This window comes from Nitrosophilus labii, from assembly GCF_014466985.1.
GTDB lineage: Bacteria > Campylobacterota > Campylobacteria > Campylobacterales > Nitratiruptoraceae > Nitrosophilus_A > Nitrosophilus_A labii.
In genome coordinates, this window is record NZ_AP022826.1 from 1202335 (window position 1) to 1226696 (window position 24362).

At 32.3% G+C, this 24362-nt stretch carries 19 protein-coding genes; 3 read left to right on the forward strand and 16 right to left on the reverse strand.

From position 1 onward, the window contains the following. Nucleotides 1–36: 36 nt before the first annotated feature. Nucleotides 37–1002, forward strand: coding sequence for a L,D-transpeptidase family protein (locus NIL_RS06045; protein ID WP_187646916.1), 966 nt, complete (start codon nucleotides 37–39; stop codon nucleotides 1000–1002). 2 nt (nucleotides 1003–1004) lie between these two features. Further along, the gene (locus NIL_RS06050) at nucleotides 1005–2291 is read left to right on the forward strand and encodes a M99 family carboxypeptidase catalytic domain-containing protein (RefSeq protein WP_187646917.1); all 1287 of its coding nucleotides are present in this window, start codon (nucleotides 1005–1007) and stop codon (nucleotides 2289–2291) included. A gap of 2 nt (nucleotides 2292–2293) precedes the next feature. Here the strand turns inward: NIL_RS06050 and NIL_RS06055 are convergent, their stop codons facing one another. The 12 genes from NIL_RS06055 to NIL_RS06110 all read right to left on the reverse strand — a co-directional run bounded on the left by NIL_RS06055 (nucleotide 2294) and on the right by NIL_RS06110 (nucleotide 17021). Beyond that, a complete protein-coding gene (locus NIL_RS06055) occupies nucleotides 2294–3289 on the reverse strand; it encodes a hypothetical protein (protein ID WP_187646918.1) in 996 nt (331 codons plus the stop codon). 5 nt (nucleotides 3290–3294) lie between these two features. Beyond that, nucleotides 3295–4947 (reverse strand): polysaccharide deacetylase family protein, encoded by a 1653-nt coding sequence (locus tag NIL_RS06060; RefSeq protein ID WP_187646919.1) that lies wholly within the window; start codon nucleotides 4945–4947, stop codon nucleotides 3295–3297. A 157-nt stretch (nucleotides 4948–5104) separates the two neighbouring features. Then, the gene (locus NIL_RS06065) at nucleotides 5105–5287 is read right to left on the reverse strand and encodes a hypothetical protein (RefSeq protein WP_187646920.1); all 183 of its coding nucleotides are present in this window, start codon (nucleotides 5285–5287) and stop codon (nucleotides 5105–5107) included. Continuing rightward, nucleotides 5284–6597, reverse strand: coding sequence for a glycosyltransferase family 2 protein (locus NIL_RS06070; protein WP_187646921.1), 1314 nt, complete (start codon nucleotides 6595–6597; stop codon nucleotides 5284–5286). The genes NIL_RS06065 and NIL_RS06070 overlap by 4 nt, the downstream gene beginning before the upstream one ends. Further along, nucleotides 6594–9995, reverse strand: coding sequence for a tetratricopeptide repeat protein (locus NIL_RS06075; RefSeq protein ID WP_187646922.1), 3402 nt, complete (start codon nucleotides 9993–9995; stop codon nucleotides 6594–6596). Before NIL_RS06075 ends, NIL_RS06070 begins: the two co-directional genes overlap by 4 nt. Next, on the reverse strand, nucleotides 9992–11392 hold the full coding sequence (locus NIL_RS06080) for a DNA-binding transcriptional response regulator (protein ID WP_187646923.1): 1401 nt from the start codon (nucleotides 11390–11392) through the stop codon (nucleotides 9992–9994). The genes NIL_RS06075 and NIL_RS06080 overlap by 4 nt, the downstream gene beginning before the upstream one ends. Then, nucleotides 11382–13277, reverse strand: a complete 1896-nt coding sequence (locus tag NIL_RS06085; RefSeq protein WP_187646924.1) for an ATP-binding protein — start codon at nucleotides 13275–13277, stop codon at nucleotides 11382–11384. Before NIL_RS06085 ends, NIL_RS06080 begins: the two co-directional genes overlap by 11 nt. A gap of 129 nt (nucleotides 13278–13406) precedes the next feature. Beyond that, nucleotides 13407–14657, reverse strand: coding sequence for an OmpA family protein (locus NIL_RS06090; RefSeq protein ID WP_187646925.1), 1251 nt, complete (start codon nucleotides 14655–14657; stop codon nucleotides 13407–13409). A gap of 72 nt (nucleotides 14658–14729) precedes the next feature. After that, on the reverse strand, nucleotides 14730–15377 hold the full coding sequence (locus NIL_RS06095) for a response regulator transcription factor (protein WP_187646926.1): 648 nt from the start codon (nucleotides 15375–15377) through the stop codon (nucleotides 14730–14732). Nucleotides 15378–15826: 449 nt separating this feature from the next. Next, nucleotides 15827–16117: a cupin domain-containing protein gene (locus tag NIL_RS06100; protein WP_187646927.1), complete on the reverse strand. Its 291-nt coding sequence runs from the start codon at nucleotides 16115–16117 to the stop codon at nucleotides 15827–15829. After that, nucleotides 16114–16347 carry a hypothetical protein gene (locus NIL_RS06105; RefSeq protein WP_187646928.1) on the reverse strand — a complete coding sequence of 78 codons (234 nt, stop codon included), beginning with the start codon at nucleotides 16345–16347 and terminating at the stop codon, nucleotides 16114–16116. The genes NIL_RS06100 and NIL_RS06105 overlap by 4 nt, the downstream gene beginning before the upstream one ends. An 8-nt stretch (nucleotides 16348–16355) precedes the next feature. Beyond that, nucleotides 16356–17021 carry a lipid-binding SYLF domain-containing protein gene (locus tag NIL_RS06110; RefSeq protein ID WP_187646929.1) on the reverse strand — a complete coding sequence of 222 codons (666 nt, stop codon included), beginning with the start codon at nucleotides 17019–17021 and terminating at the stop codon, nucleotides 16356–16358. A 377-nt stretch (nucleotides 17022–17398) separates the two neighbouring features. On the opposite strand from NIL_RS06110, the gene NIL_RS06115 reads away from it, so the two are divergent. After that, nucleotides 17399–18022, forward strand: coding sequence for a DUF234 domain-containing protein (locus NIL_RS06115; protein WP_187646930.1), 624 nt, complete (start codon nucleotides 17399–17401; stop codon nucleotides 18020–18022). A 127-nt stretch (nucleotides 18023–18149) separates the two neighbouring features. Here the strand turns inward: NIL_RS06115 and dnaE are convergent, their stop codons facing one another. The 4 genes from dnaE to NIL_RS06135 all read right to left on the reverse strand — a co-directional run bounded on the left by dnaE (nucleotide 18150) and on the right by NIL_RS06135 (nucleotide 24345). After that, nucleotides 18150–21680, reverse strand: coding sequence for a DNA polymerase III subunit alpha (gene dnaE / locus NIL_RS06120; RefSeq protein ID WP_187646931.1), 3531 nt, complete (start codon nucleotides 21678–21680; stop codon nucleotides 18150–18152). Nucleotides 21681–21906: 226 nt separating this feature from the next. Continuing rightward, a complete protein-coding gene (locus tag NIL_RS06125) occupies nucleotides 21907–23160 on the reverse strand; it encodes an arsenic transporter (RefSeq protein WP_187646932.1) in 1254 nt (417 codons plus the stop codon). Continuing rightward, complete coding sequence (locus tag NIL_RS06130; protein WP_187646933.1) at nucleotides 23160–24110, reverse strand: permease; 951 nt, start codon at nucleotides 24108–24110, stop codon at nucleotides 23160–23162. The genes NIL_RS06125 and NIL_RS06130 overlap by 1 nt, the downstream gene beginning before the upstream one ends. Before the next feature lie 4 nt (nucleotides 24111–24114). After that, nucleotides 24115–24345: a thioredoxin family protein gene (locus NIL_RS06135; protein ID WP_187646934.1), complete on the reverse strand. Its 231-nt coding sequence runs from the start codon at nucleotides 24343–24345 to the stop codon at nucleotides 24115–24117. Nucleotides 24346–24362 lie beyond the last annotated feature (17 nt).

A 24362-nucleotide genomic window follows, 5' to 3' on the forward strand; every position in this document is an offset into this window, starting at 1 on the left:
AATACCTCCCAAGATTTTTGAACTTTTGGAGGTTTTATGAAAAAATTTTTTCTATTTTTTATCTTTTTTACCTCTTTTATCTTTGCAAATATTATAGACATTTATAGAGAAAAAGGCTCGGAAGCGGCTATAGATATATTGGATAAGGAACTGCAAAAGATTCAATACTGGCAAAAAGTTATAGACGACAAAGATATACGTTTTGGATATTATAGCAATATGGACTATATACTTGTTTGCAATAAAAAAAGAAAAAAACTCGATATATACAAAATAGACAATAAAGAACTTAAAAATATCAAAACTATAAAAGTGATTGTAGGCAAAAACAGCGGCGATAAAGTAAAAGAGGGTGATCTGCGTACACCGGTAGGCGTCTATAGGCTCATTAGAAAACTAACAAATCTTGACGACTACTACGGTCCTTTTGCCTTTGTAACCACGTATCCAAATCTTTACGACAAGATAAGAGGCAAAAACGGATATGGGATCTGGATACACGGAATGCCTGAAAATTGCGAAAGAGAACCAGATACTAAAGGGTGCATAGCAATGGAAAACGAAGAGCTTAAAAAACTTGAAAATATGCTAGATCTTAAAAAGACAATCCTACTCATCAACGAAGATAAACCAGACATCGCAAATAAAGAGGAGATTGTTCAGATTTTATCTATGCTATATAAATGGAGATACGCCTGGAAAAATAGTGACATAAATAGTTACCTACAATTTTACCATCCAAAATTTGTCAGATTTGACGGCAAAAATCTCAAAGAGTTTTCCGAAATGAAAAAAAGAATTTTTTCATTAAAGAAAGGACAAAAAATCGAAATAGTTTTTACAAATATCAATATCATTCCCTATCAAACGCCGGATAACGAAAAGATATATAGAGTAAACTTTCATGAAAAATACCGCTCAAAAAGTTACAGTTTTGAAGGGAACAAAGAGCTTTATGTTGTAAAAACTTCAAACAACTGGAAAATCTTGGTAGAGAGATAGTCGTGAGAATTTTGCTGCTACTTTTTATCTTCTCTTCGATTTGGGGAGCAAAACTCCATTTTAAACTTTACAAAAAAGAATCACTCAATCCAAGCAATACACTCTTAGTAATAGGCGGCGTCCACGGAGATGAACCCGGAGGCTACTTTGCCGCCTCTTTTTTAGTAAAGTATTACGTTATAAAAAAAGGGGCTCTTTGGGTAGTTCCAAATCTTAATTTTGATTCGATTGTTAAATTTAGGCGTGGTATATACGGTGATATGAACCGAAAATTTGCCACAATCAAAAAAAATGATCCAGACTTTAAAATAGTCAAAGATATAAAAGAGATAATACTCAGTAAAAATGTTGATCTTATTTTAAACCTTCACGATGGCAGAGGATATTATAGGGAAAAATGGGAAAATACCATATTTAATCCATACGCATGGGGACAAGCCTGTATCATCGATCAAAAAGAGATAGACGGTTGCAGATTTGGCAATCTAAACGAAATCGCTCAAAAAGTCAATAGCGCTCTAAATAAAAGATTAAAAAAGAGACATCACGCTTTTCACATAAAAAACACAAAAACAAAATTTAAAGATGAGCAGATGAGACTCTCTTTGACATATTTCGCCATTACTCACAATAAACCGGCTCTTGCTATAGAAACAAGCAAACATATAAAAGATTTAGCAACAAAAATCTACTATCAGCTAAACGCTATTGAAGAGTTTATGAAGATTTTAGAAATTGAGTTTGAAAGAAAATTTGAACTAAATGTAAAAACAATAAATGAGCTGCTAAATAATGACTTGGGAAATATAGTAATAAATAAAAATACTGTTTTACCATTGAAAAATATTAAAAAAAGTGTTAGATTTTTCCCTATGACGGGAAAAAACATCCATTACGAGAGCAAGGATCCGTTAGTAACGGTAATAAAAGCGGGAAAAAACTACGCTATTTATAGAGCCTATAAAAAGCTAACCACCTTATATCCCCAATATTTTAAACCTGATTGCAAAATCAAAAATGTCACTTTTGAAGTTGACGAAAATAAAAAATATATACCAATTCCCTCAATTATCAACGTTAAGAAAAGTTTTAAAGTTTTAGCTAGCAACGATATAAGGGTAAACGTTATAGGTTACAGCAAAAAAGGTTTTAAAAATGAAAACGGTATTGAGATAGAAAAAAAAGAGTGTCAAGACAGATACTCTATAGATAAACTGCATAAAAAATATAGAGTTGAGTTTTATAAAGACAAGAGCTTTTGCGGCTCTGTTATAGTCTCATTTGAATAGTATCAATCTATCTTAATCCTCTTAAACTCATAAAAAGCTGGTTTTGGTTTTCCGTTTGCCTTTTTGATACCGAAAAACTTTTCGGCTTTGCCAAAATAACCATTATGCTTAGGAAAATCAATAAAATGAAAAAGATTTACCCCCATTAAGTCAGAACTAGCTCTAAAAAGCGGCAAAAGTTTTTTAAACTCCCTCACAACCTTTTTTTGGATTATTTCACCGTTTTTCCCGTAGGAAGAAATCGCTAAATAGGCCAAAAAAGTCGGTTTTTTATAGGTTTTATGTAGATATGTGGCAAAAGCCAACGCTCTTAAAGGAGCATCTAAAATCTCTTCTGTAGAGTTTTTATTTAACGCTCTCATCTCTTGAAATGCTATAAAATCGGCTATTTTGGCACTGTATAACATGGAAGGTTTATACAACTTCCAATTTTTTTCATCCCAAATAACCGAATAGTCTCCAAAATCGCCTAAACATATACCAACCAAGGCTTCCGGGTTCTCTTTTTTTATCAAAAAAATGGAGTTTATCTGTAAAAGGTCAAACTCCCTACTATTTACTATACCGTTTTCATTAAACTCCGGATTTAGGATAACTATCTTTTTACCTTTAATCTTTTGGAGATATTGTGAAAATCTTTTCAAAGTTTGAAAGTACTCTTTTTTATGTTTTTTTACGAAGGATGGAGAAATATCATCTGCAAACCAGTAGAATATAAAAATAGGCACATAACCTTTTTGAACCAATTTGCCGTTTATCTCTTTTTCAGAGTACCACCCCTCTTTCCAGTCTCTTGTTATCCACATAGATACAGCGTTAACGTTTGGTAACTCCTTTTTTAAAAGAGTGGCAATATTTTTTCTTTTATCTATAGAGCACTGTTTGAAATAAGAGGCTCCATATCTATTTTCGCATACTTTAAAGCCGCCTACTCCTAAAACAAACTCCGAAGCAACTAAGTTTAAAGATATTAGCGTTAAATAAACAAATATTCTCATCGATTTTACTCATAAGGGATTATTAAAGTTATCACTGAATTTGGTTTTAGTTCTTTGACTCTTATATCACTGAACTTCTCTTTTTTATCTCTTTTAATCTCTTCTACTTTAATATTTAGTATTTCAGAGCTGATTTTACCAATCTTTTTAAGATTGTGCCAATAGAGTCTAAACGTAAAATTTTTTACAGAAGTATCGTTTCTATTTTCTATGTTTACAAATATATTTTTTAGATTTTTTTTATAAAAAAGATCAATATTTTTTAACTGTCTGGCCCTTATCGCCAAATCTCTACCCTTTAACGGTTTGATATCTTTTCTTGTTTGTAAATATTTAAAAAATTTTTCAACTATATTGATATTGTTTTTATAACTTAACAAATGAGTGTGGATACTTAAAGTATAAAGGACATTAAAAGAGGTTAAAAGCTCCGTCTCATAAATAATCTGATTTAAGATAGCATCTTTATCCCAATCAAGATTTATAAGATATATATAATCATCCGTACCGTGTCTAGGCAGAGTTATCAAACCCGGAATCTCCTCTTTTGGTAGTAGATAATCTTTTGAGCGCTCCATAGTATATAAATAACCCGATTCTCTTAACCAATAGATCATCTTTTCATCAATCTCTTCTCGAGGCGGTCTAAACCCGTAAACTTTCTCTCCGGTAATATCTTCTAAAACTTTTTTAGAATAAGCTATCTCTTTTTCTACTTTTTTTTCGTTTTCCCCTGATATTTTAGTATGAGAGTAGCTGTGGGAGCCAATCTCTATATGAGAAAAGGCAGCTACTTCTTTAGTTATATCCGAATACTGCTCGGCCAAGTTTGCTACGCAAAAAAGAGTAGTATCGATGCCGTACTTTTGAGCTAGAGTAGCATAACGTTTTAAATTTTCATATTTATACTCGGTATCTTCGGATATAAATATGGCCTTTTTAGTGTCTAGATATGGATACTTTGCCAATGAAACGGGCTCGTTTAAATAGTTTGTTATATTTTTCATCAATAACTCAAATTCATTTAACGGCATATCTAAAAAAGAGTATAACGGAAAACTAAAGTATATCCAACTCCCTTTACCGTACAATCCGTGCCAAACTATACCAGCTTGCTTCATAGGAACCTTTTTATTGTCGAACATAGGTGTAGATGTAACAGCCCAGTTAGTTAGTACCGCATCTGGAGTATTCTCTTTTGATTCAAAAAGGGGTATAGAGTCGTATAGTATCAAATCAAATCTTTTAGCATCTTCATTAGATAACATTATAGGCGATAAAATTTTTGGTATAAAAAATAGCCCTTTTTTGTTTTTTACGTTTTTAATATATCTCAATCCGGTTATAGCTTCAATCAATTTACTGCCTTGATAAATCTTTTTGTTTTGAAAATAGGCAAAATGGTAGTTAAAAAGTAGATTTCCCCCTCTTTTTAAAAAGTTAAGTATTGCCCCGCTACTCTCTTTTGACAAGGCAAATATATCTAAAGCTAAAATAGTACTCGTTGCCGGCAAACTATCTACATTCGACTCTCTTATAACATCATACTTGACCCCTATCTTTTCTAGACGTCTCTTAAACTTACTTAAACGATCTAAATAACTATCTTTATTATAACCCGTATCTTGCAAAAACTTAAGAGTCTCATCAGATACCAAAATATAAACATTTGAGCACTTCTGCGTCGAAAACAATATATTTGACGATATTTTCGTATCGGGAAGTAGATTATAAAAAATAGTGCCGGATATTATAATAAACAAAAATATATAAAAAAAAACAAATGGGCCATATCGGTTATACACTTTTTGCTCCCTACTCAAAATATACATATTCATCGCCTACTTGCTTAAGTGCCTCCTCGTACGTAATCCCTTTGGATAAGTTTTTTTTCTTTTTTTCTCTGGCTTTATATAGAAAATAGGCGATAACACCAAAGACCAATGTCATTATCGTTATAATTAAAATCAGTACAGACAAAAAACCGAGTAGATTCATAAATTTCCTTTTCTTTCAAGTTTTCCCCAGCTCATCTCTATACCGTACCACTCCTCAATAGTCGCCAATATCTTTGAAATATTTATAATCGTAATAAAAAAAAGCCGATAAAAAACAGCATAAAAAACTAAAGAGAGCTTTTCACCGGTTATAAGTACACAATACAATGCTCCTGCCATATCTAAAATAGTAAACATTGCCCACCAAAAAAAGATTAGCATACTTACACCGGATATCAAAGCCAAATATATCATAAAAATATTTGCCCAAATATCCATAAACGGCCAAAAAACCGCTTCAAAAAGCATATACCAAAGCACAAATGAAACTGAGGGAGATTTTTTAAAGTTCCAAAGCAGTTTCCTGTGCTTTCTAATGGATTGCAATATACCCCTTGTCCATCTGTAGCGCTGTTTTATAAGATCAAGTAGATGTTCTGGTACTTCAGTATATGCTATCGCATCTGATTCAAACTCTATCTTATAACCATTTGCAATCAGTTTAAGAGTCACATCGCAATCTTCCGCAAATGTATCGTCATCATACATGCCAACTTCTATCAGTGCGCTCTTTCGAAACATTCCTATAGGACCCGGAATAATATTGACAAGCTTCAAAAAAGCTTGTCCGTTTCTTACCATATTAAGTCCTTCTATATACTCAAGGGCTTGGAGTTTGGTAAGAAGACTATTTTGATTGCTAACATAAACCGATCCCGCAACAGCCGCAATCTCTTCATCGTTAAAATAAGCAGCCATCAACAATACGGCGTTTTTATCCAGTTTTGAATCCGCATCTACTACCATTATCAATTCTCCGCTTGCATGCTCTATCCCGAAATTTATAGCATTCGCTTTGCCTCCGTTTTTCTTCCTATAAACCTTCAAACTTCTGCTACTCTTTGTAAACTCTAACTTCTTTGCTTTAACATAAGTTCTATCTTTTGAACCGTCATCAATAACCAATATCTCCAAATTTGGATATGTCTGCTCAATTAACGATTGTAACGACTTTTCTATCACAACCTCCTCGTTAAAAGCTGGCACTATTATAGTAACTCTTTTAAGTTCACCCTTTTGTGGTTTATCTTCTTCATCTGCACTCTTTTGAATAGTCTTTAATATTGAGAAAAAAAGCAATAACATATATCTCAATATTACTAGCGTGGTAAAAAAAAGAACAATACCAACACCTATCTGAACAAAAATATTTTGTATATGATAAAAATAGTTATAATAAAAATATAGTAAACTACCAAGAGCTAAAATTAAAAAGAGGCTTAAAAAGATTACTATAAAACCCTTTATCACCACATCTTCCTTACATGCAAACCACACTCTAAACTCTGATATCCCGTTTGCGTACCAGAGGTAGAGCTATTGCTAAAATCGCACCCTATCTCCGCAAAATATTTTATAGTTGAATCACTCTTTAACCAAAATCCGGCTTTATAAAGCAAAGTCTCTTCCCAAAAACTGTAACCCAACGCCCCTTTTACTTGAAGAGTTAACTTTTTATTTATCGGATAATAGGCTTTTATACCGATTAGATTGTTGTCAATTTTATCAGGTGAGTAATAACAAGAAGTTGTTTTGTCGTTAAATTGATACCATCCGGATAGATAGTATATAGAGTCTAACTTACCAAAACTCTTATCATAAAACTCATAATCAAATTGGGGAGTTAAAACCCTATTATCATCTTCAATATCTTCATAAGCCAAAGACCACCATAATCCTCTCTTATGACTTAACTGTCTATAACCGCTTACTTCACCCTTTACTCTCATAAGCTCTTTTGAACAACAAGTTCTTCTTGAATAGACAAGATTTTTTCTATCTAGTTTAAAAGTTAAACTATTTCCCAAAAAAAGAGTATTATAGCCCAAACTCCACCCGGTTTTACTGTTTGAGCCGCTTTTATCAAAAACAACATCTCCAAAATAGTTCTCTTTTTTTAAACCTAATCCATAGTAGTTACCGCTACAACTCTCATCGTTATCAGTTAGATTATACCCCTTTAAAAAGGCGTAAATCCAAAAAGTATTGTTTATATTTTTTGAAATCTTTAAACTATGGGTTAACATATCTATATCCTGATTGTCGTGAAAATAGTCTAAACCGCCCTCTATCTCCCAATCATTACTATCTATATTTTTCTCTTTTTTTACATACATTTTGGGTACGACTTTTTTCTTAGTTAATTTTACCGGTTCCAAATGAGTGATGTTTAATACTTTTTCCTCCTGTTTAGGATTTTTTTTAACATCTTTATCCAACTCTATACTTTTACCTTTTACATTCTCTTTTTTATCACCTTTTTTTTTCCTCTTTTCAATCTCTTTTAGACGCTCTTTTATGTAAAACTCCAAACTGCTATCTTTTTTGTACGGAGTATATTTTCCCGGCTTCCAACTCTCTTTTAATATTTTGCAACGATAATCCTCACACTTAATGAGCAGAGTTTTATACCCTTCATCTTTTTTAATCTTTGAAGCGTACACTTGATAAAACTTAACTTCATATAGGTTTCCCGCTTTAGAAACCAAAAGCGGATCGTAAATAGATACGGAAACAAATCCATTTTTTCTAAAAAGAGCCTCTTTTTTCAATCTCCAAGCCGTATTTTTTGCAATTTTATCATCGTAAAAATTTATATACTCTTTTATATCCATCGACTCCCAAGCTTTTTTCCACTCCTCTAAAAATTTTTTAATAAAAGGAAGAACCGGTTTTGGAACCTCTTTTATAAGTTTCTTATAAATCTTTTCGGCTTTTTTTATATCTCCCATATTTTGTAGGTTATACGCATAATGATACTCTATCAAGGGAGTCTTTTTAATCCAAAAAAGTAGATAAAACTCTCCCGCTGCTTTTGCGTAATCTTTAGAAAACTCCAACGCGTAAGCATACTTCTCTCTTGCCTCGTAATCTTCCGGTTCAAGCGTTAAATAACTCTTATAGTAGTTAGCCGCACTCTCATAAAGATTTGCAAAGTAAACCCTATCTGCCATTGCCAAAATCTTTTTGCTCCTATTTTGAAAATATTCATCGATAGTAGCGGAACTTTTTGAAGTTACAAATCTTGGGTTGACTTTCAATATCTTCGCTTTTAATAGAGTGGCTTCTTTATAATCTGGATACTTTTTTAAAAGATCGTTTAAAGCTAACAGCGCTTCATTATTAAATCCATTCCAGTAGTATCGTAGGGCTAGTTGATAAAAAGACTCTTTTGTATTTAAATAGTTAGCGTAATACTCCCAGTAGCCAAACCCTTTATAATACTCTTTCAGCTCCAAGTAAATATCGCCGAGAGTTTTATATATTTCTATTTTTTCCGGATGCAGTTTTAGATACTTTTCATAATAGTTTGCCGCTTTTTTATACTCTTTTATCATATAATAGTAATCGGCCAATTTTAAGATAATTGTCTCATTTGTTGGATCTTTAGCCAACTCTTTCTCATACTTTTTTATAAGTGGTTTAACCTCACCTTTAATAACCAATAAAGACTCTTTAACCTCTTCATCATTAGGATTGTTTTTTAGTATAGCTTCAAAAATCTCTTTCGCTTTACCTTTTTGATCTCTCCACATATAGACATATCCTAACATCTTTTTTGCTTCATATTTTTGTTTTTCAGTTCCGTTAGCGTAAACATCAGATAGAAAATGAACGGCTCTATCATAATCTCCCTGCCAAGCAAGTATCTTGCCAAATAGAAGTTTGGCTCTATTGTCGTCACTCTCTTGAAACTTCGCTAAAAGTTTCATAGCCTCTTTATTATCGCCTCTCCAAGAGAGTATCTTTGCTAGAAACAATATCGCGTTTTTATCGGTAGGATTCTCTTTTATGTATCCTTTTATAAGAGAGATAGCTTTTTTAGGATCTTCGTTATAGAGTATATAAGCTAAAGTTTGCATGTTTTCAAATGATGGATCTTTTTTATATTTATCCCACAAATTTTGCAAATACTTTCTTTCAAGTTTATCGATTTTCTCTTGGTACTTTAAGATCAAATCGCTCTTTTTTATACGCTTTAAAGAGTAAAGTATCTTTTTTGCCTGCTCAATTTCACCAATGGCTATATAGATATCTAAAAGTTTTTCACCATACTCCAAATCTCCCGTAGCTTGAAAAAGATATTGATAGTACTTTTTTGCACACTTAAATCTCGATAAGTAGTAGCAGTCTGCCGCTTTTATCTCAAAAAAATCCAAACTTTTTTTATCTTTTACTTTTTTCAAAACTTTTAAAGAAAGGTTATACTCTCCTTCCCACATAGCAACTCTCGCTATTTTAATATAAGAGGAGTCTTTAAATAGATTCTCTTTTGAAGTATAAAGAAGATTAAATTTTTTATAAAAATTCAAAAGCTCTTTATATCTGCTTTTTCGGTATAACTCTTCAATTAAATTATCTAAATTTTTATGATTTTGTATAAACGAAGATATATATTCGGCCGCATTTATCTTTTGTAACATACTTTTTGCATATTTGTTGGTAGGCTCAACTTTTAAAATCTCTTTCAATAATTTTTTTGCCTCTTCATACTGATTTTTTTCTAAAAAATATCTTGCTAAAACCAATCTGTTTTCTACATCTTTAGGATTATTTGATACTTTTTTCATCAATGTTGAAACATCTAAATCAAGAGCATAGCCACTAGTAAAAAATATCAAAAAAACCAAAGTTAATATCTTTTTCATTTTTTACATATCTCCTCTTTATGTTCTTTCCATATTGTTGTATCGATTATATGTTCTGTTTCAAAAAAGTTCTCTTTAGTTTCGTCAGTAAAAGCTTTCATTTTGTCTATTACCGTTTTGGCTATCTCCTTTCTGAGACTTATCAAACAAAATATAACTCTTTTCTCATCATAAAACATTATATCTTTCTCTCTTATTTTTGAAAACAGAATCTCTTTGGAAATATTAGTTTTTGCCGAAATTATGCTAGCGTAGATTCTATTGTGCCAAAAACCGTCGATTATATTGCAAAAATGTTGTAAATTTTTTATAATCTCCATATTGTTTGGAAGCTGCTGTATTAAAGTAGTATAAAAATGGTTTTGTATAATTCTCTCCAATGTCAAAATGTACTCTTCAAATATAAAATTTTTAGAAAATATCTCGTAACAACCGGCATTTATCGCATTCATTTTATCACTTTGCCTAACATATTCTTTGTTTACTATGTAAATAAGTTTAGATCTTAAATTGTTATTTTTTATGATAGTGCAAACCTCAAGATCGTAACTCTCATCAGGCGGATTGTAAATGATCAGATCTGGTCCCTCAAGTATCTTCTGGATAGTCTCTGAAAGCGATGAAGCTGTATCAAAAATATAACTCTCTCGATCAAATAAGAATCTATGTAAATTTATTAGTTCCGTATCTTGCGAAATGAGCAAAATCTTTTTTAAAGGTTTTTCTGCTTGAGTTTCTTGTGTAACAAGATTTGACGTTTCATTTTCTTTTAAAGGTTTTAGTTTTAGAGTTTTATTTTCTAATTGAAAAAGATATCTTAAATGTTGTACAGGAAAAATTGAACTTTGAACTTTTATCTCAATACGATTCTCTTTTTCTATATATAGATTCATATCTGTATAATTTTCTAAAATCTCATTAATAAAGTTGTTTGGATTATTGGAAGCAGATGAAGTTATTAAAAGTTTTATATCATACAACTCTTTAATCTCTATAAGCTCCTCTATAAACTGCTCCGCATCATCTCTCTCTTGTATTTCAAAAAAAAGATCAAGTCTATGAAAAAGTAGTGTTTTACAGCTATCTTTTTCGATAACCCTTTTTATATCCTCTATCATAAATTTATATCCAAATCTTCTTTTTAGCTCTTTGAAATTCTCTTTTAAACAGAGGATATTCATCGAATTTATGATATTAGCAACTTTTTTATCTCCCAAATACGCAATCGCACTTAATCTTTTTAACATCAAGGATTTTGGAAAAGATGAAAACATAACTAAACTGTTATCATAAAAAATATTTGCTGTTATAAACAGAGAAAACGTCAATTTACCACTTTTGTTTTCACCTTCTATTGAAACAAGTTCCGATTTTTTTATTGCATTCTCAATAGTCATAACCATTCCTTAATAATTCTTCAAAGGTTTTTATTAAAAATTTATCCCCTTTTTGTTTTTGCAATCTAAGCATCAAATCTAGGGCAACTTTATCTTTTGGACAGATCTCTAAAACCCTCCACAAATATTTTTCCGAATTTTTAAGATCCTTTAACTCAAAATAGCTTTTTGCCAATACTAGATAAAGTTTTGATGAGTTTTTATACTTTGTAGATAAGAGTAGATGGTTTGCACTTTTAATTGCCTCTTTATACTTCTTCAATCGATATAGTGTTTTAACTTTCCAAAAATGATCTTCGTCTTTATCGCCAATTTCAATAGCCTTTTGAAAAAATTTTAACGCCTTTAAATACATCTTTTGTTTATAAAATATCTCTCCATATAGAGTATATGGCCTTGAGTCTACTTCGTTGATTGTTGAAATACTCTTTTTGATAAAAACTGTAGCAAGCAGCAAATCATTCTCTTCAAAGGCTTTTTTAGCTTTCAAGTAGTTTGTAAGAGACAATATTTTTGTTCTCTTTGGCATACTAAAAAGTTTTTTCTCTTCGGCTTGAACCAAAAAGTACCATATTCCGTCGTCTAAAGAGTTAAATCTAACCTCTTTTTTTGAACTAGAAATAACTCTACCAGGCAATGTAAAAAATTTATCCCTACTTGCTATAACTCTAAAACTTTTATAAGGACTTATCCAGCTAAGAGTAATAACGCCTTCTTTATTTCTATTTATTCTAAGACCTTCAACAGCTTTTGGTAATGGACTCTTTTTAAAGCCTTTTTGAGTGTAGATAACTCCTTCATTTTGTTTTACCTTTAAATCTTTTGAAGCTACCGCACCTTTATATACGCTAACGGAAGTCTCTTTCTCATCAACGATCGTCTCAAATTCGGTTCCAAGATTTTGCCAAACACTTTTTTTAGTATAAACCGTTACCGGATTTGAGGCGGTCGTTAGATAAAGATTGGCTTTATCTAAGGATATCTCTGTTCTCGTTTTTGTATTGAAAAGATTTTTGTAAGCAAAAATTTCGTATCTATCGTTTTTATAAAAACGTGCGACCAAATCATTTTCCAGATGCAAAACTATCTGTTCGCCGGATGCTTTTACATCAATCTTTTGAGGTACTAGACAGTAGTAATAGTCTAAACCAAAAAGTACCGCTACACTTGCAGCGGCCAAAATGGCAGATAGGCGTTTTATTTTTATCTGTTTTGATATATTTGGAAGATAGATGTAAAACGTTGTTCCAACATCCGGTTTGCTTTGAAGTTCAAGCCTGCCTCCAAAACTCTCGATTACCCGTTTGCTCATAGTAAGGCCAAGACCTGTTCCGGAATTTTTCTCAGATGTGCTAAAGTATTTATCAAAGATTTTGACCGCTTCCTCTTGCGTTAACCCTTTTCCGGTATCCTCTATCTTCAATAACCACCACGATTTGTATTTTACGATAGATATAGCTACTTTTCCATCTTTTTTGTTGTATTTGACCGCGTTATGAACTATATTGAAAAGAGCCTTTTTAAGCCAAAGTCTATTGGCTATAATCTTAGTTTCATTAGAATCGCTAAATATGAAAAGTTTAACTTTTTGGACTTGTAAATCCGGTTCAAGCTCATATTTAATTTCGTAAAAAAGCTTAACAATATCTATAGACTCTTGTTTTAATCTTCTGTTTTGTTTAAATCGCTGCAACTCTATAAAATCTTGAAGCATATCTATTGTTTTCTCTACAGATAATAGCGCATTTTTTAGAAGTTTCTCTTTTTCTAACCGATCTTCAATCACATTGTTTATAAGTAGGCTTAAGCTAAAACGTATAGTTCCGAGTTTATTTTTAATGTCGTGATAAAAAGCGCTGGCAAAAGATTGAGTTTTTTTCAGCACGATATTACCTTATAGATATTTATACTCATTATCGTAAAGTTACGGTTTTTTTTTATTTAATATGAATTATTTAATACAAAATTTGATAAAGATGCGGTTAAAAAACTTAACCGCCATCTTTGATTTTTACTATTTTGTAAAAAGTTGCGCTTCTACTCTTCTATTTTTAGCTCTACCGCTTTCAGTATCGTTACTTGCAATAGGTTTTTCTTCACCATAACCTACATAAGTAAGTCTATCTGCTTCCACTCCAAATTTTATCAACATATCATATACTGATTTGGCTCGTTGCAAGGATAATTTTTTATTATATCTATTTGAGCCTTTGTTATCGGTATGTCCTTGGATCTCGGCTTTGTATGTTCTATTTTCTTTCATAAACTCGGCAAACTCTTCTATTTTAGATAGATATTTGGATTTGATTTTTGCGCTATTGAAATCAAAATTTATCATAAAGTTATATACTATAGGACAACCTTGTTGATCCACATCAAAGCCTTCTGGAGTATCCAAACACTTATCTTTAAAATCTGGAACACCGTCATTATCACTATCTACACAACATCCATTCTCATCAACTTTTGCTCCTTTTGGAGTATTAGGACACTTATCTTTAAAATCCACTACACCGTCATTATCGCTATCTAAACAGCAACCATTCTCATCAACTTCAACTCCCACCGGAGTAGCAGGACATCTATCTTTATAATCGTACACTCCGTCTTTATCGCTATCCGGAGGACATCCATCAGGACCAACCTTTATTCCAAACGGAGTATTAGGACATAAATCGTCACTATCGACAACTCCGTCTTTATCGCTATCTTCCGGTTTTACAATAGGCTTAGGAGCAGATTTAGGTTCGTATCCGAATGGTATCGATAAACCGGCACTTACGATAAAGTCGTTAGTGGCATTCTCAAAATCTCTAAGAAATTTCCCTTCCAACAAAAATTGCAGATGTTGAGTTATATCTGTTTTAAAACCTATTCCGGCTTGAGCAACAATGCCGCTTTTAGCATTTTGCAACTCTCTTTCAAAATCCTGATATCCTAACCCGGTTATTAGATAAGGAGTATATTCTTTGTTAGAATCTATTTCGTAAAATGCGTTAATAAAATATCTATCTATATCGGTTTTAGCGCTTATATTTTCAAATTTGGCATTATTAGTTTTCATATATCCTAAACCCGCCATCCAATTATGTGATAACCTTTTATTTGCTCTAACGCCAAACGTTTTAAGGTGTTCCTCCAATACGCTATCCTCTCCTGTAAACTCGACGGAACCTATTGTTTGCAGTTCATAATTGTAAGTATCGGCAACCATACCGCTACATAAAATATGCAATACTCCGGCAAAAAAGAGTGTTTTTTTCATTTTTATAACCCCCATTTTTTTCAAAATATTGTACTTTATGTAGATGATATGAAAATGACAGATTTTAGAGGGTTATAATATAGCGTATCCGATCTCTCGTTTGGATACAATGACATTTGATTCTTGTAGTTTTTTTCTTAGTCTATTAACTAGAGCGGCAACGGTATTGTTTGGAACACTCTCTTCCCAAACATACTCTGCAATAGTTTGCGGGGACAAAAATCTTCCTTTATTTCGAAGCAAAAATTCTAACAGTTTTGTTTCAGTGCGGCTTAAAACAACAGGAGTGTAGGAGTTATAAAGCATTCTTGCGCTCCAATCGTAATAATATCTATCTCCAAAATGTTGGAGATTTTTTTGCAATAGTTTAAAAATACGATTTACTCTTAAAAGAAGCTCCTCCGGATTGAAAGGTTTTTTTATAAAATCTTCAGCTCCAAGTTCAAAAGAGGTTCTGATATTTTCTATTTCAGTATGTCCGGAAATTATTAAAATCTTTGACTCTTCTTTTATTTGAGGAAAAGACTTAAGCATTTTAAGAGCGTTTCCATCCGGTAAAGATATATCCAAAATTATCAAATCTATAGGCTTTATAGAATCTATTTGTTTTATAAACATATCAATAGTATCAAAATTATATACCGTATGTCCATTTGCTTCAAGCAATAGTTTTATAGCGTAACTTAACCCAGCTTCATCTTCTAGTATTACAATTTTCATAAATCAGCGACCTTACTTAAGTTATTCGAAAAGTAAATTAATCTAAAAAAGCAAAGCTAAGGAAAATATTAAATTTATATAACTTTTTCATCATTTTTTACTGTTAAGACCTTAAAAAATCACAAATTTGAACGGATAAAAGTAGTTTTTATAAATATTTTATTATACAACATTTGATTACAAAACGATTTATAGTATTTGCAACAAAATGTTTTTTTTATAGATAATTATTACATTTTGTAAATACGCATAACCCGGATTTTGCAATAAAAATTGTTTCTCTACGCTTTTGTTTGAGATTTAGAGGCCTTTTAAAATTTCTAGCTCTTTCTACTCTGGAGTAAGTCAAAAAATTTTTGATTGCCAAAAACCTGGTGTTTAGTGCTAATGTGATAAAGTCTATTGTAAAATCCAGGTTTAAAATAATTTATCTCAAAATTTTAAAATAACTACTTTTTAGAACCGCATACATAAGTAATGTTACTTATCACTTTTGCCCAGTGGGGAGTGTTTGGCGGAGAGTTTAGTCTATCTCCAGGACCTAGCAAAAACTCTGCTTCATCATTAGCTATAACTATCTCTCCCTCAATGACCCATCTAACCTCATCGTAAGGATGGGTATGTGTAGGATAAAAGGTTCCTTTCGTATCTCTCCAGACAAAAATATTAAAATACCCTTCATCTTCTAAAATCTTTTTTACTTCTTCAACATCTGTTATACCAGTTTTTTCACATCTCATCTTAAAAACTCTCTGCCACAATTTTTACAAAACCAGTTTGGCGCATCCACGCTTCTAGAAACACCACCTATTTTTATCTCTCCTAATTTCTCTTTTTCAAGAAGCTCTTCGCTCACCTCAAAACCGTAAACTATAGGGACAACAAACTTGTTGGTTCTGCACTCTTTGCACCTTGGTCTAAAAGATTTTCTTCTGTTGTTTCTTTTAGAGGGTTCTTCCCAGGGAAACACGAAATCTCCTATCTAGAATAATCATAAAGTCTGTTTTTAAGCTCTTCTACCAAAGGATCGCCGCTTTTTACTTTTTGGTAAACAATATCTTTAACTCTTGAAAAAGGTATTTTGTAAAAACTCTCTATAGTTTTTTTATCAAGTTCTATTACTGACCCGGCTAGTGATAGACCTATAAAAAAACCTTTACTTCTTGAGTAGGAGTAAATCTCTGACTGCAGTTTCGCATCAGTCGCAGCTGCAGCAGATCTCCCTACCGGTCCGGCTGCTATCGATGCATCAGCTCCCAATGTTATCTTTTTTTCCAAAAGTTCATTTATACTCTCTTTGGTTTTAAAAACAAGTATAATATCTATCGACTGAGCGCCTATCTGCCACCCTAAACTTCCTCCTTTTAACTCTATAAAAAGAGGATCACTCCATCTTCCCATACTATCTTTTATAAGCAAAACACCTTTTCCATATCTGCCTCCTATTATGAAACCGGCCTTCAATACTTTCGGAATTATAGCAATTGCTTCAGCATCAGAAAAAAGCTCTCTTGAAACCCCTTCTTCCGGAATCACCATAAATCTATCCAAAACATTTATCGACTCCATAATTTCCTCTCTTTCGGAGGAAGCAAAAAGTGAGATTGTAAAGAGTGCAAACAACATAAAAATATATCTTTTCATTTCAATACCTTTTTTATAGATTATACTTTAATTTTTGATATAATTAAAAAAAACAAAGGACTAAAAAGATAAAAAAAGAGTTTTTAAAATTTTACAACAACTTCAAAAGAGAAGAGATAGAAAAAGCTATTGAGTTTTACTCCGTATTTGGTGGTGTACAGGATTTTTTCAAACTCGATTTCGAAGATGAGATATTTTCCCAAATCGAAGAAAAAATCTTAAAAAACTTCAAAGAGATAAAAAACAAGCTAATAAAATCTAAACATCTATCTACAAACGAACTCCTATCCATTTTTGCTATAGGTGACAGAAAAATAAACAGCGCTGTTAAAAAGGCAAGTTTAAGTGACTTTGAGGCAAAAAATAAAATAGAGTCTTTGATAAAAAATAAAATAGTTAAAAAAGAGTATTCTAGGGAAAAACCTATAAAAAAAAGCCATCCAAAACAGAAACTGAAAAAAAATCTAAGAAAATACAGAATTTCACATAAGATCAGATTTGAAAAACCTTTTTTTAGATTTTGGTTCAGATATATAGAACCAAATATTAACGATTTGGAAGAGAATAATTTCGAAAAAGTTTTAAAGCTTATCCAAAGCGATTTTGAAAATTTTGTTTCACTAACTTATGAAGAACTATCAAACGAACTTATAAAAGATAGATTTACAAACATCCTCTCAACCGGCAGCTACTGGGATATAAAAATAGAACTTGATATCTTAACAGCTTTGGAAGACGGCAAAATTGTGGTTGGTGAATGCAAATGGAAAAACAGCAAAATTTGCAAAAAAACTCTTACGTCTTTGCAAAAAAAATGTAAAGTGGCAAACATTGAAGCGGACTTTTTCGCCCTTTTTTCAAAAAGCGGCTTTAGCAACGAACTTCTAAAAAACAGAGATAAAAATATCTTGCTTTTTGATCTAGAAGACCTAAAAGAGTGGGCTGGAAGAGAAGCCCCATATAGAAAAAAAGAAAAAATCCCATACTCTTTTGAGTTTTGATTTTATTGAACATGATTAGTGAGTAGAGTATGATATTTGGTTATTGGTAATTGGTATATTGGTAATTGGTGTATTGGCAAAAAAATTATTCTACCAATATACCAATACACTAATATATTATACTTAACTACGCAACATAAACCCCTTCAATCTTTGATAACTCTTTGACTAAATCGCTGTTTACATAAACGTTAGACTCAATCTCTACTTCTTGAAGTTTTGAAGTGATTATAAGCTTCAAAGGCCTTCTTCCAGGATGGTTTTGAGCTATTCTGTAAAGTTCTTCTAGAAGATGAAGTTCATGTGTTAGCTCTAATTTTATAACAAGAGGCTCTTCATATTTTTCTTCTATTTTCGTATCGACTCTCTCTCCTTTTGCCTCTTCCAAAGTCATTATCTTATCACATCTGATTCTTGTAAAATCACCATCTTTCGTAATATAAGCTTTAAAAGCTATTGGACGCTCTATATCCATATTTTCAAGCTGTTCTAATTTGTCTGAAAAGAGCATAAGTTCAATGTTACCGTGTAGGTCCATGATATTTACAATACCAAACTTGTTTCCTTTTTTGCTGATTTTGGTTTTTACCTCTTCCACTTTACCTACAAAAAGTGCATCACTGCCATCTGCAATATTTTCAAGATCACTTGAAAGCGTATAATTTATCTTTTCAAGCTCTTCTCTAAAATTATCTAAAGGATGTCCCGATACGTAAAATCCTAAAGTCTCTTTTTCAAGTTCCAAAATGGTTTTTAGTTCAAACTCTCCTAAGTCTTCAAGCTCTATCTTGATGGCAGTCATCTCTTCCATATCCCCAAAAAGAGAGTTTTCCGCCATCTTTTTCGCTCTTGCTATCTCGTGGCTAGTATCTACTATCTTTTCGATATTGTGAAGCAGTGTCTTTCTGCTATATCCAAAAACATCCATAGCTCCGGATTTTATCAAAGACTCTATAACCTTTTTGTTAACTTTTGATGGGTCAATTTTGTGTAAAAAGTCATCAAGATCATTAAAGCCGTTTTCTTCTCTCGCTTCGAGTATGGATAACACGGCACTTTCACCTACTCCTTTAATCGCACCTAGTCCAAACAAAATCACATCTTCACCATCAATCTTTGTGGCGCTAAACTCTAATGAAGACTTTTTTATGTCAGGAGGTAAGAGTTTGATTTTGAGTCTTTTGACCTCATCCACATATTTAACAATTTTATCAGTATTATCTTGTTCACTGGTCAAAAGTGCAGCCATAAACTCTTGAGGATAGTAGGCTTTGAGAAATGCAGTCTGAAAAGTTATCATCGCATAAGCCGCCGAGTGGGATTTGTTGAACCCATATCCGGCAAATTTTTCTATAAGCTCGAACAATACACGACTTTTTTCGGGAGCAAATCCTCTCTCACTGGCACGTTTGACAAAATCTTTTTTGTACTCTTCCATCAAATTTTTTTTCTTTTTACCCATAGCTCGGCGGATAATATCTGCTTCGCCAAGGCTAAATCCGCCGATAATCTGCACTATCTGCATAACCTGTTCTTGATAAACGATCATCCCGTATGTGGGTTCTAAAGTCTCTTTTAACTCATCAAAACTCACCTCTTCAAAAGGATAATATATCTTCTTTCTTCCATGTTTTCTCTCTATAAAGTCATCAAGCATCCCTGATTCCATCGGCCCAGGCCTGTAAAGAGCCAACACAGCAATAATATCTTCGAATGTTGTCGGCTTTAATCTTGCGTTTAAGCGCTGCATACCTTGAGATTCTATCTGGAACAGTCCCAGAGTATGTCCGCTTTGGATAAGATCATAAACTTTTTTGTCGTTTATGTCTATTTTGTTCCAATCCAGTTTTTTGCCATATCTCTTTTCAACAAGTTTTAAAGCGTTATCTATAACGGTTAAGGTTTTCAAACCTAAAAAGTCAAACTTTATTAGATCCACATCTTCTAAGAAGTTAAGAGAGTATTGAGTAACCAAAGTATCTTCGCCGGATGGTTTATAAAGAGGAGTTTTATGCCAAAGCTCTTCGTTGCTTATAACAACTCCCGCTGCGTGCATTCCGGCATTTCTTTTAAGTCCCTCTAACGCTAGAGCAAACTTCCAAACTCTAGCCGCAAGAGGATCATTTTCTATCAGTTCTTTTATTTTTGGCTCTTGCTCATAAGCTTTTTGCAAAGTTATTCCTAGCTTGTCAGGGATCAATTTTGCCATCTTGTCCGCATCGGCATAACTCATTCCCAAAACTCTAGCCACATCCCTAATAACCCCTTTTGCCAGCAAAGAACCGAAAGTTATAACTTGAGCAACATTAAAACGGCCATATTTTTCTACCACATAATCGATGATTTCGCCTCTACGTTCTTGGCAAAAGTCCATATCGATATCGGGCATACTTACACGCTCAGGATTCAAAAATCTCTCAAAAAGTAGATTGTATTTTAAAGGATCTATATCTGTTATCTCCAATGCGTAAGCAACTAAACTTCCAGCAGCCGAACCCCTTCCGGGCCCAACCGGAATACCTCTCTCTTTAGCCTCTCTCACAAAATCCCAAACTATTAGCATATAGCCTGGAAACTTCATAGAATTTATAATGTTTATTTCGTGATTAAGTCTCTCCCTGTACTTTTCATGCTCTTCTTTAGGTATATTTTGAAGCCTTTTTTCAAGACCTTTTTTACATTCATATTCAAACAAAACCGCATCATTTTTTAAACTATAGGTACTATCTTCTGGAAGTACCACCCCCTCTTTTTTAGCATACTCCTTGGTAAATTTAAAATTTGGCGGCGTTGGGTTTCCAAGGTCTAGCTCAAGGTTACATTTTTCAACAATCTCTTGGGTATTTTCTAAAGCTTCAGGGATATCTGCGAAAAGCTTTGCCATCTCTTGAGGGGATTTTAAATAAAACTCATGAACTGAATGTCTTAAACGATTTGGATCGTCATAAAGTTTATTCATCGCTATACACATAAAAGCTTCGTGAGGTTCCGCATCTTCTTGAACCAGATAGTGAGTATCGTTCGTAGCTACTATTTTTATGCCGGTTTCTAAAGATAGCTTTATAACCTGTTCGTCTATATATTGCTGGTCGTGGATACCGTGTCTCATAAGCTCAAGATAGAAATCGTCTCCAAAAATCTCTTTATACTCCAAAGCTATCTCTTTTGCTACTTCATACCCTTTTGCACCAAATTTTTTGTTTCTTTCGCTATTGAGATTGAGATGCCAGTTCACCTCTCCTTGAAGACATGCACTAGTACAGATAAGCCCTTGAGAGTGCTCTTTTAGAAGTTTTTTGTTTATTCTTGGATAGTAGTAAAAACCGTTTATATAGCTTTGAGAGCTAAGATACATAAGATTTTTATATCCGGCTTCGTTTTTAGCAAAAAGGCAAAGGTGAAATCTCTGTTTTGTTGATTTATCCCCTAAATCCTTCTGATTGTGCAGATATGCTTCTATCCCTATGATAGGTTTTATACCTTCTGCTTTCATAGCTTTGTAAAAGTCAATGGCGCCGAACATATTTCCATGATCAGTGATTGCAACCGAATCCATTCCAAGCTCTTTGCATCTTTTGGCAAGCGCTTTTATCTTGTTTGCTCCATCCAAAAGGGAGTATTCTGTATGAAGATGCAGGTGAGTAAATTTTGGCTTCATAAAAATCCTTTGGATTTTTTATGCAATTATACTCTAATTAATTGAGACCTCTGAAAAATTACAAATTGTATGAAGGGTTTGAAATTTTAGCTTGAAAATTTTATGTTCGCCAAAAGGCTAAAAAAGTGCGCCTGCTTAGCAATTTTTAATAAAATTTTCAAGCGTTAGTTTTACTAAAAATCTCGACTCTCCTGAGTGAAATTTTGTAATTTTTCATAGCATTCAATTATATTAATCCTAAAAGAGAAAATGCAAGAACAAGAGGTGTAATTATAAAACCGACTTTCATATATTCACCCCAACCAATTTTTACACCCTTATTTGCCAAAATATGAAGCCAAAGAAGAGTGGCAAGTGAACCAATTGGAGTCATTTTTGGCCCTAAATTGCAACCTAGAATATTTGCATAAGCTAAATTTTGAAGATTTGCTTGGTCTAAAGCTATATCCATAATCATAATTGTTGGCATATTATTCATAATTGAGCTAAGAAAAGCAGATAAAAATCCTACTCCAAAAACAGCTATTCTCTCATCTAAATTATTTAAATACAAAATGATCTTTGTCAACTCATCAGTTAAACCACCATTTTTTAAACCAAATACCACGATATACAGCCCTATGCTAAACCAAACTACCTGCCAAGGGGCCATCTTTAGTGTCAACCAAGGTTTTATAGCTTTTTGTTTAGCTGCAACTATTAAAAATATAATCGCACCCCCAAAAGCAAAAATAGAAACAGGAATATGGTAAATATCTCCTATAAAATATCCAATTAGTAAAAAAGATAAAAATATCCAACTAAATTTAAACATAAATCTATTTTTTATAGCCTCTTGAGGGTTTTTCAAAAGATTTATATTTACTTTTTTAGGAATATCTTTTCTAAAAAATAGATATAAAACTATAATTGAAGCAAATATACTTAAAAGATTTGGCAAAAACATCTCTTTTGTATACTCCCAAAAACCTATATGAAAATAATCAGCTGTTACAATGTTTGTAAGATTTGATATAACAAGAGGATTTGAAGCGCTATCTCCTATAAATCCTCCAGCCATAACAAAAGCAAAGATAGATCTGCTATCAAGTTTTAAAACTCTCATTTTAGAAAGTATAATTGGAGTTAAAATCAAAGCTGCTCCATCGTTTGCAAAAAAAGCAGCAACAATAGAGCCAAGAATTAGAGAGTAAACAAACATTTTTTTGCCACTGCCACCACTGAATTTTGCCATTTTCAAAGCAGCCCATTCAAAAAAACCTATCTCATCAAGTATCATAGATATAATTATAATTCCAATAAAAGCTAAAGTTGCATCCCAAACTATATCGATAACTGTTATCACATCTTCAAAAGATACAACTTTAAAAATCAAAGCCAAAACTGCACCAATAACAGCAGTTGTACCTATTTTAAGACCTTTTGGCTGCCATATAACAAAAATCAAAGTTAATAAAAAAATTACAACTGCTAAAACCATTATAATATCCAGTTAAAAATATATCCAATAATTATAATTCCGATACCCACTGTGCCAAAAAAGATTAAAATAAGTTTTAAAGATAAAATCCTTTTTAAAATCATAGCTTCAGGAAGACTAAGAGCAGTTATGGCCATCATAAAACTAAGAGCCGTTCCCATACTCATACCCTTATCTACTAAAACCTCTATTAAAGGCATAACACCGGCAGCATTTGAATACATTGGGATTCCTAAAATTGTTGCAACAATGACACTGTACCACTCCTTATTTCCAGCATATTTAATAATAAAATCTGTTGGTACATATCCGTGAATAAAAGCCCCAAGTGATATACCCATAACAACATATATCCATACTTTTTTTAAAATATCTTTTGTGTAAAGCCAAGAATCGATAACTCTTTCTTTAAAACCAATTTTTATTTCACATTCGGGTAAATCTTGCATAGGAGGTGGCTTTATTAAAATCTCATCTTCAAGGTTTAATCTTCCTATTATTAATCCAGCAACTATAGCAACCAGCAGTCCAAAACCTATATAAATTGCAGTAATTTTAAATCCAAAAAGTGCAAAAAGCATAGCAATTGCTATCTCATTATTCATAGGAGCAGATATTAGATAGCTAAATGTTACTCCAAGAGGAATTCTTGCTTGCAAAAATCCTAAAAACAGCGGAATTGCGCTACAGGTACAAAAAGGAGTAATTATCCCAAAAACTGCAGCCAATATATGACCAAATAATGGATGCTTTTTAGATAGATAATCTCTAACTTTTTCTATTGGAAAATAGCTTCTAATAAATGTAACTAAAAAAATTATAACTATTAAAAGTAAAAATATTTTAACTGTATCAAATAGAAAAAAATCTAGCGCATCTGCAAATTTTCCGCTAAGTTTTAATTTTTCATATATTAAATAATCAACTACCTTTTGCCACCAATCAAACATTATTTTACTTTATAAACTCTAAAATTTGAGAAGGCGTTAAAACTTTACCCACACTTACTACTTTTTTATCTATTACAAGACCAGGAGTACTCATAACTCCATATTTCATTATCTCATTTATATCTTGCACTTTTTTAATCTCTACAAATTTACCACTCTTTGCTACTGCTTCTTGGACATTTTTTTCAAGTTGAGCACATTTTGTACAACCTGTACCTAAAATTTCTATCTTCATAAAAGCTCCTCTTATAA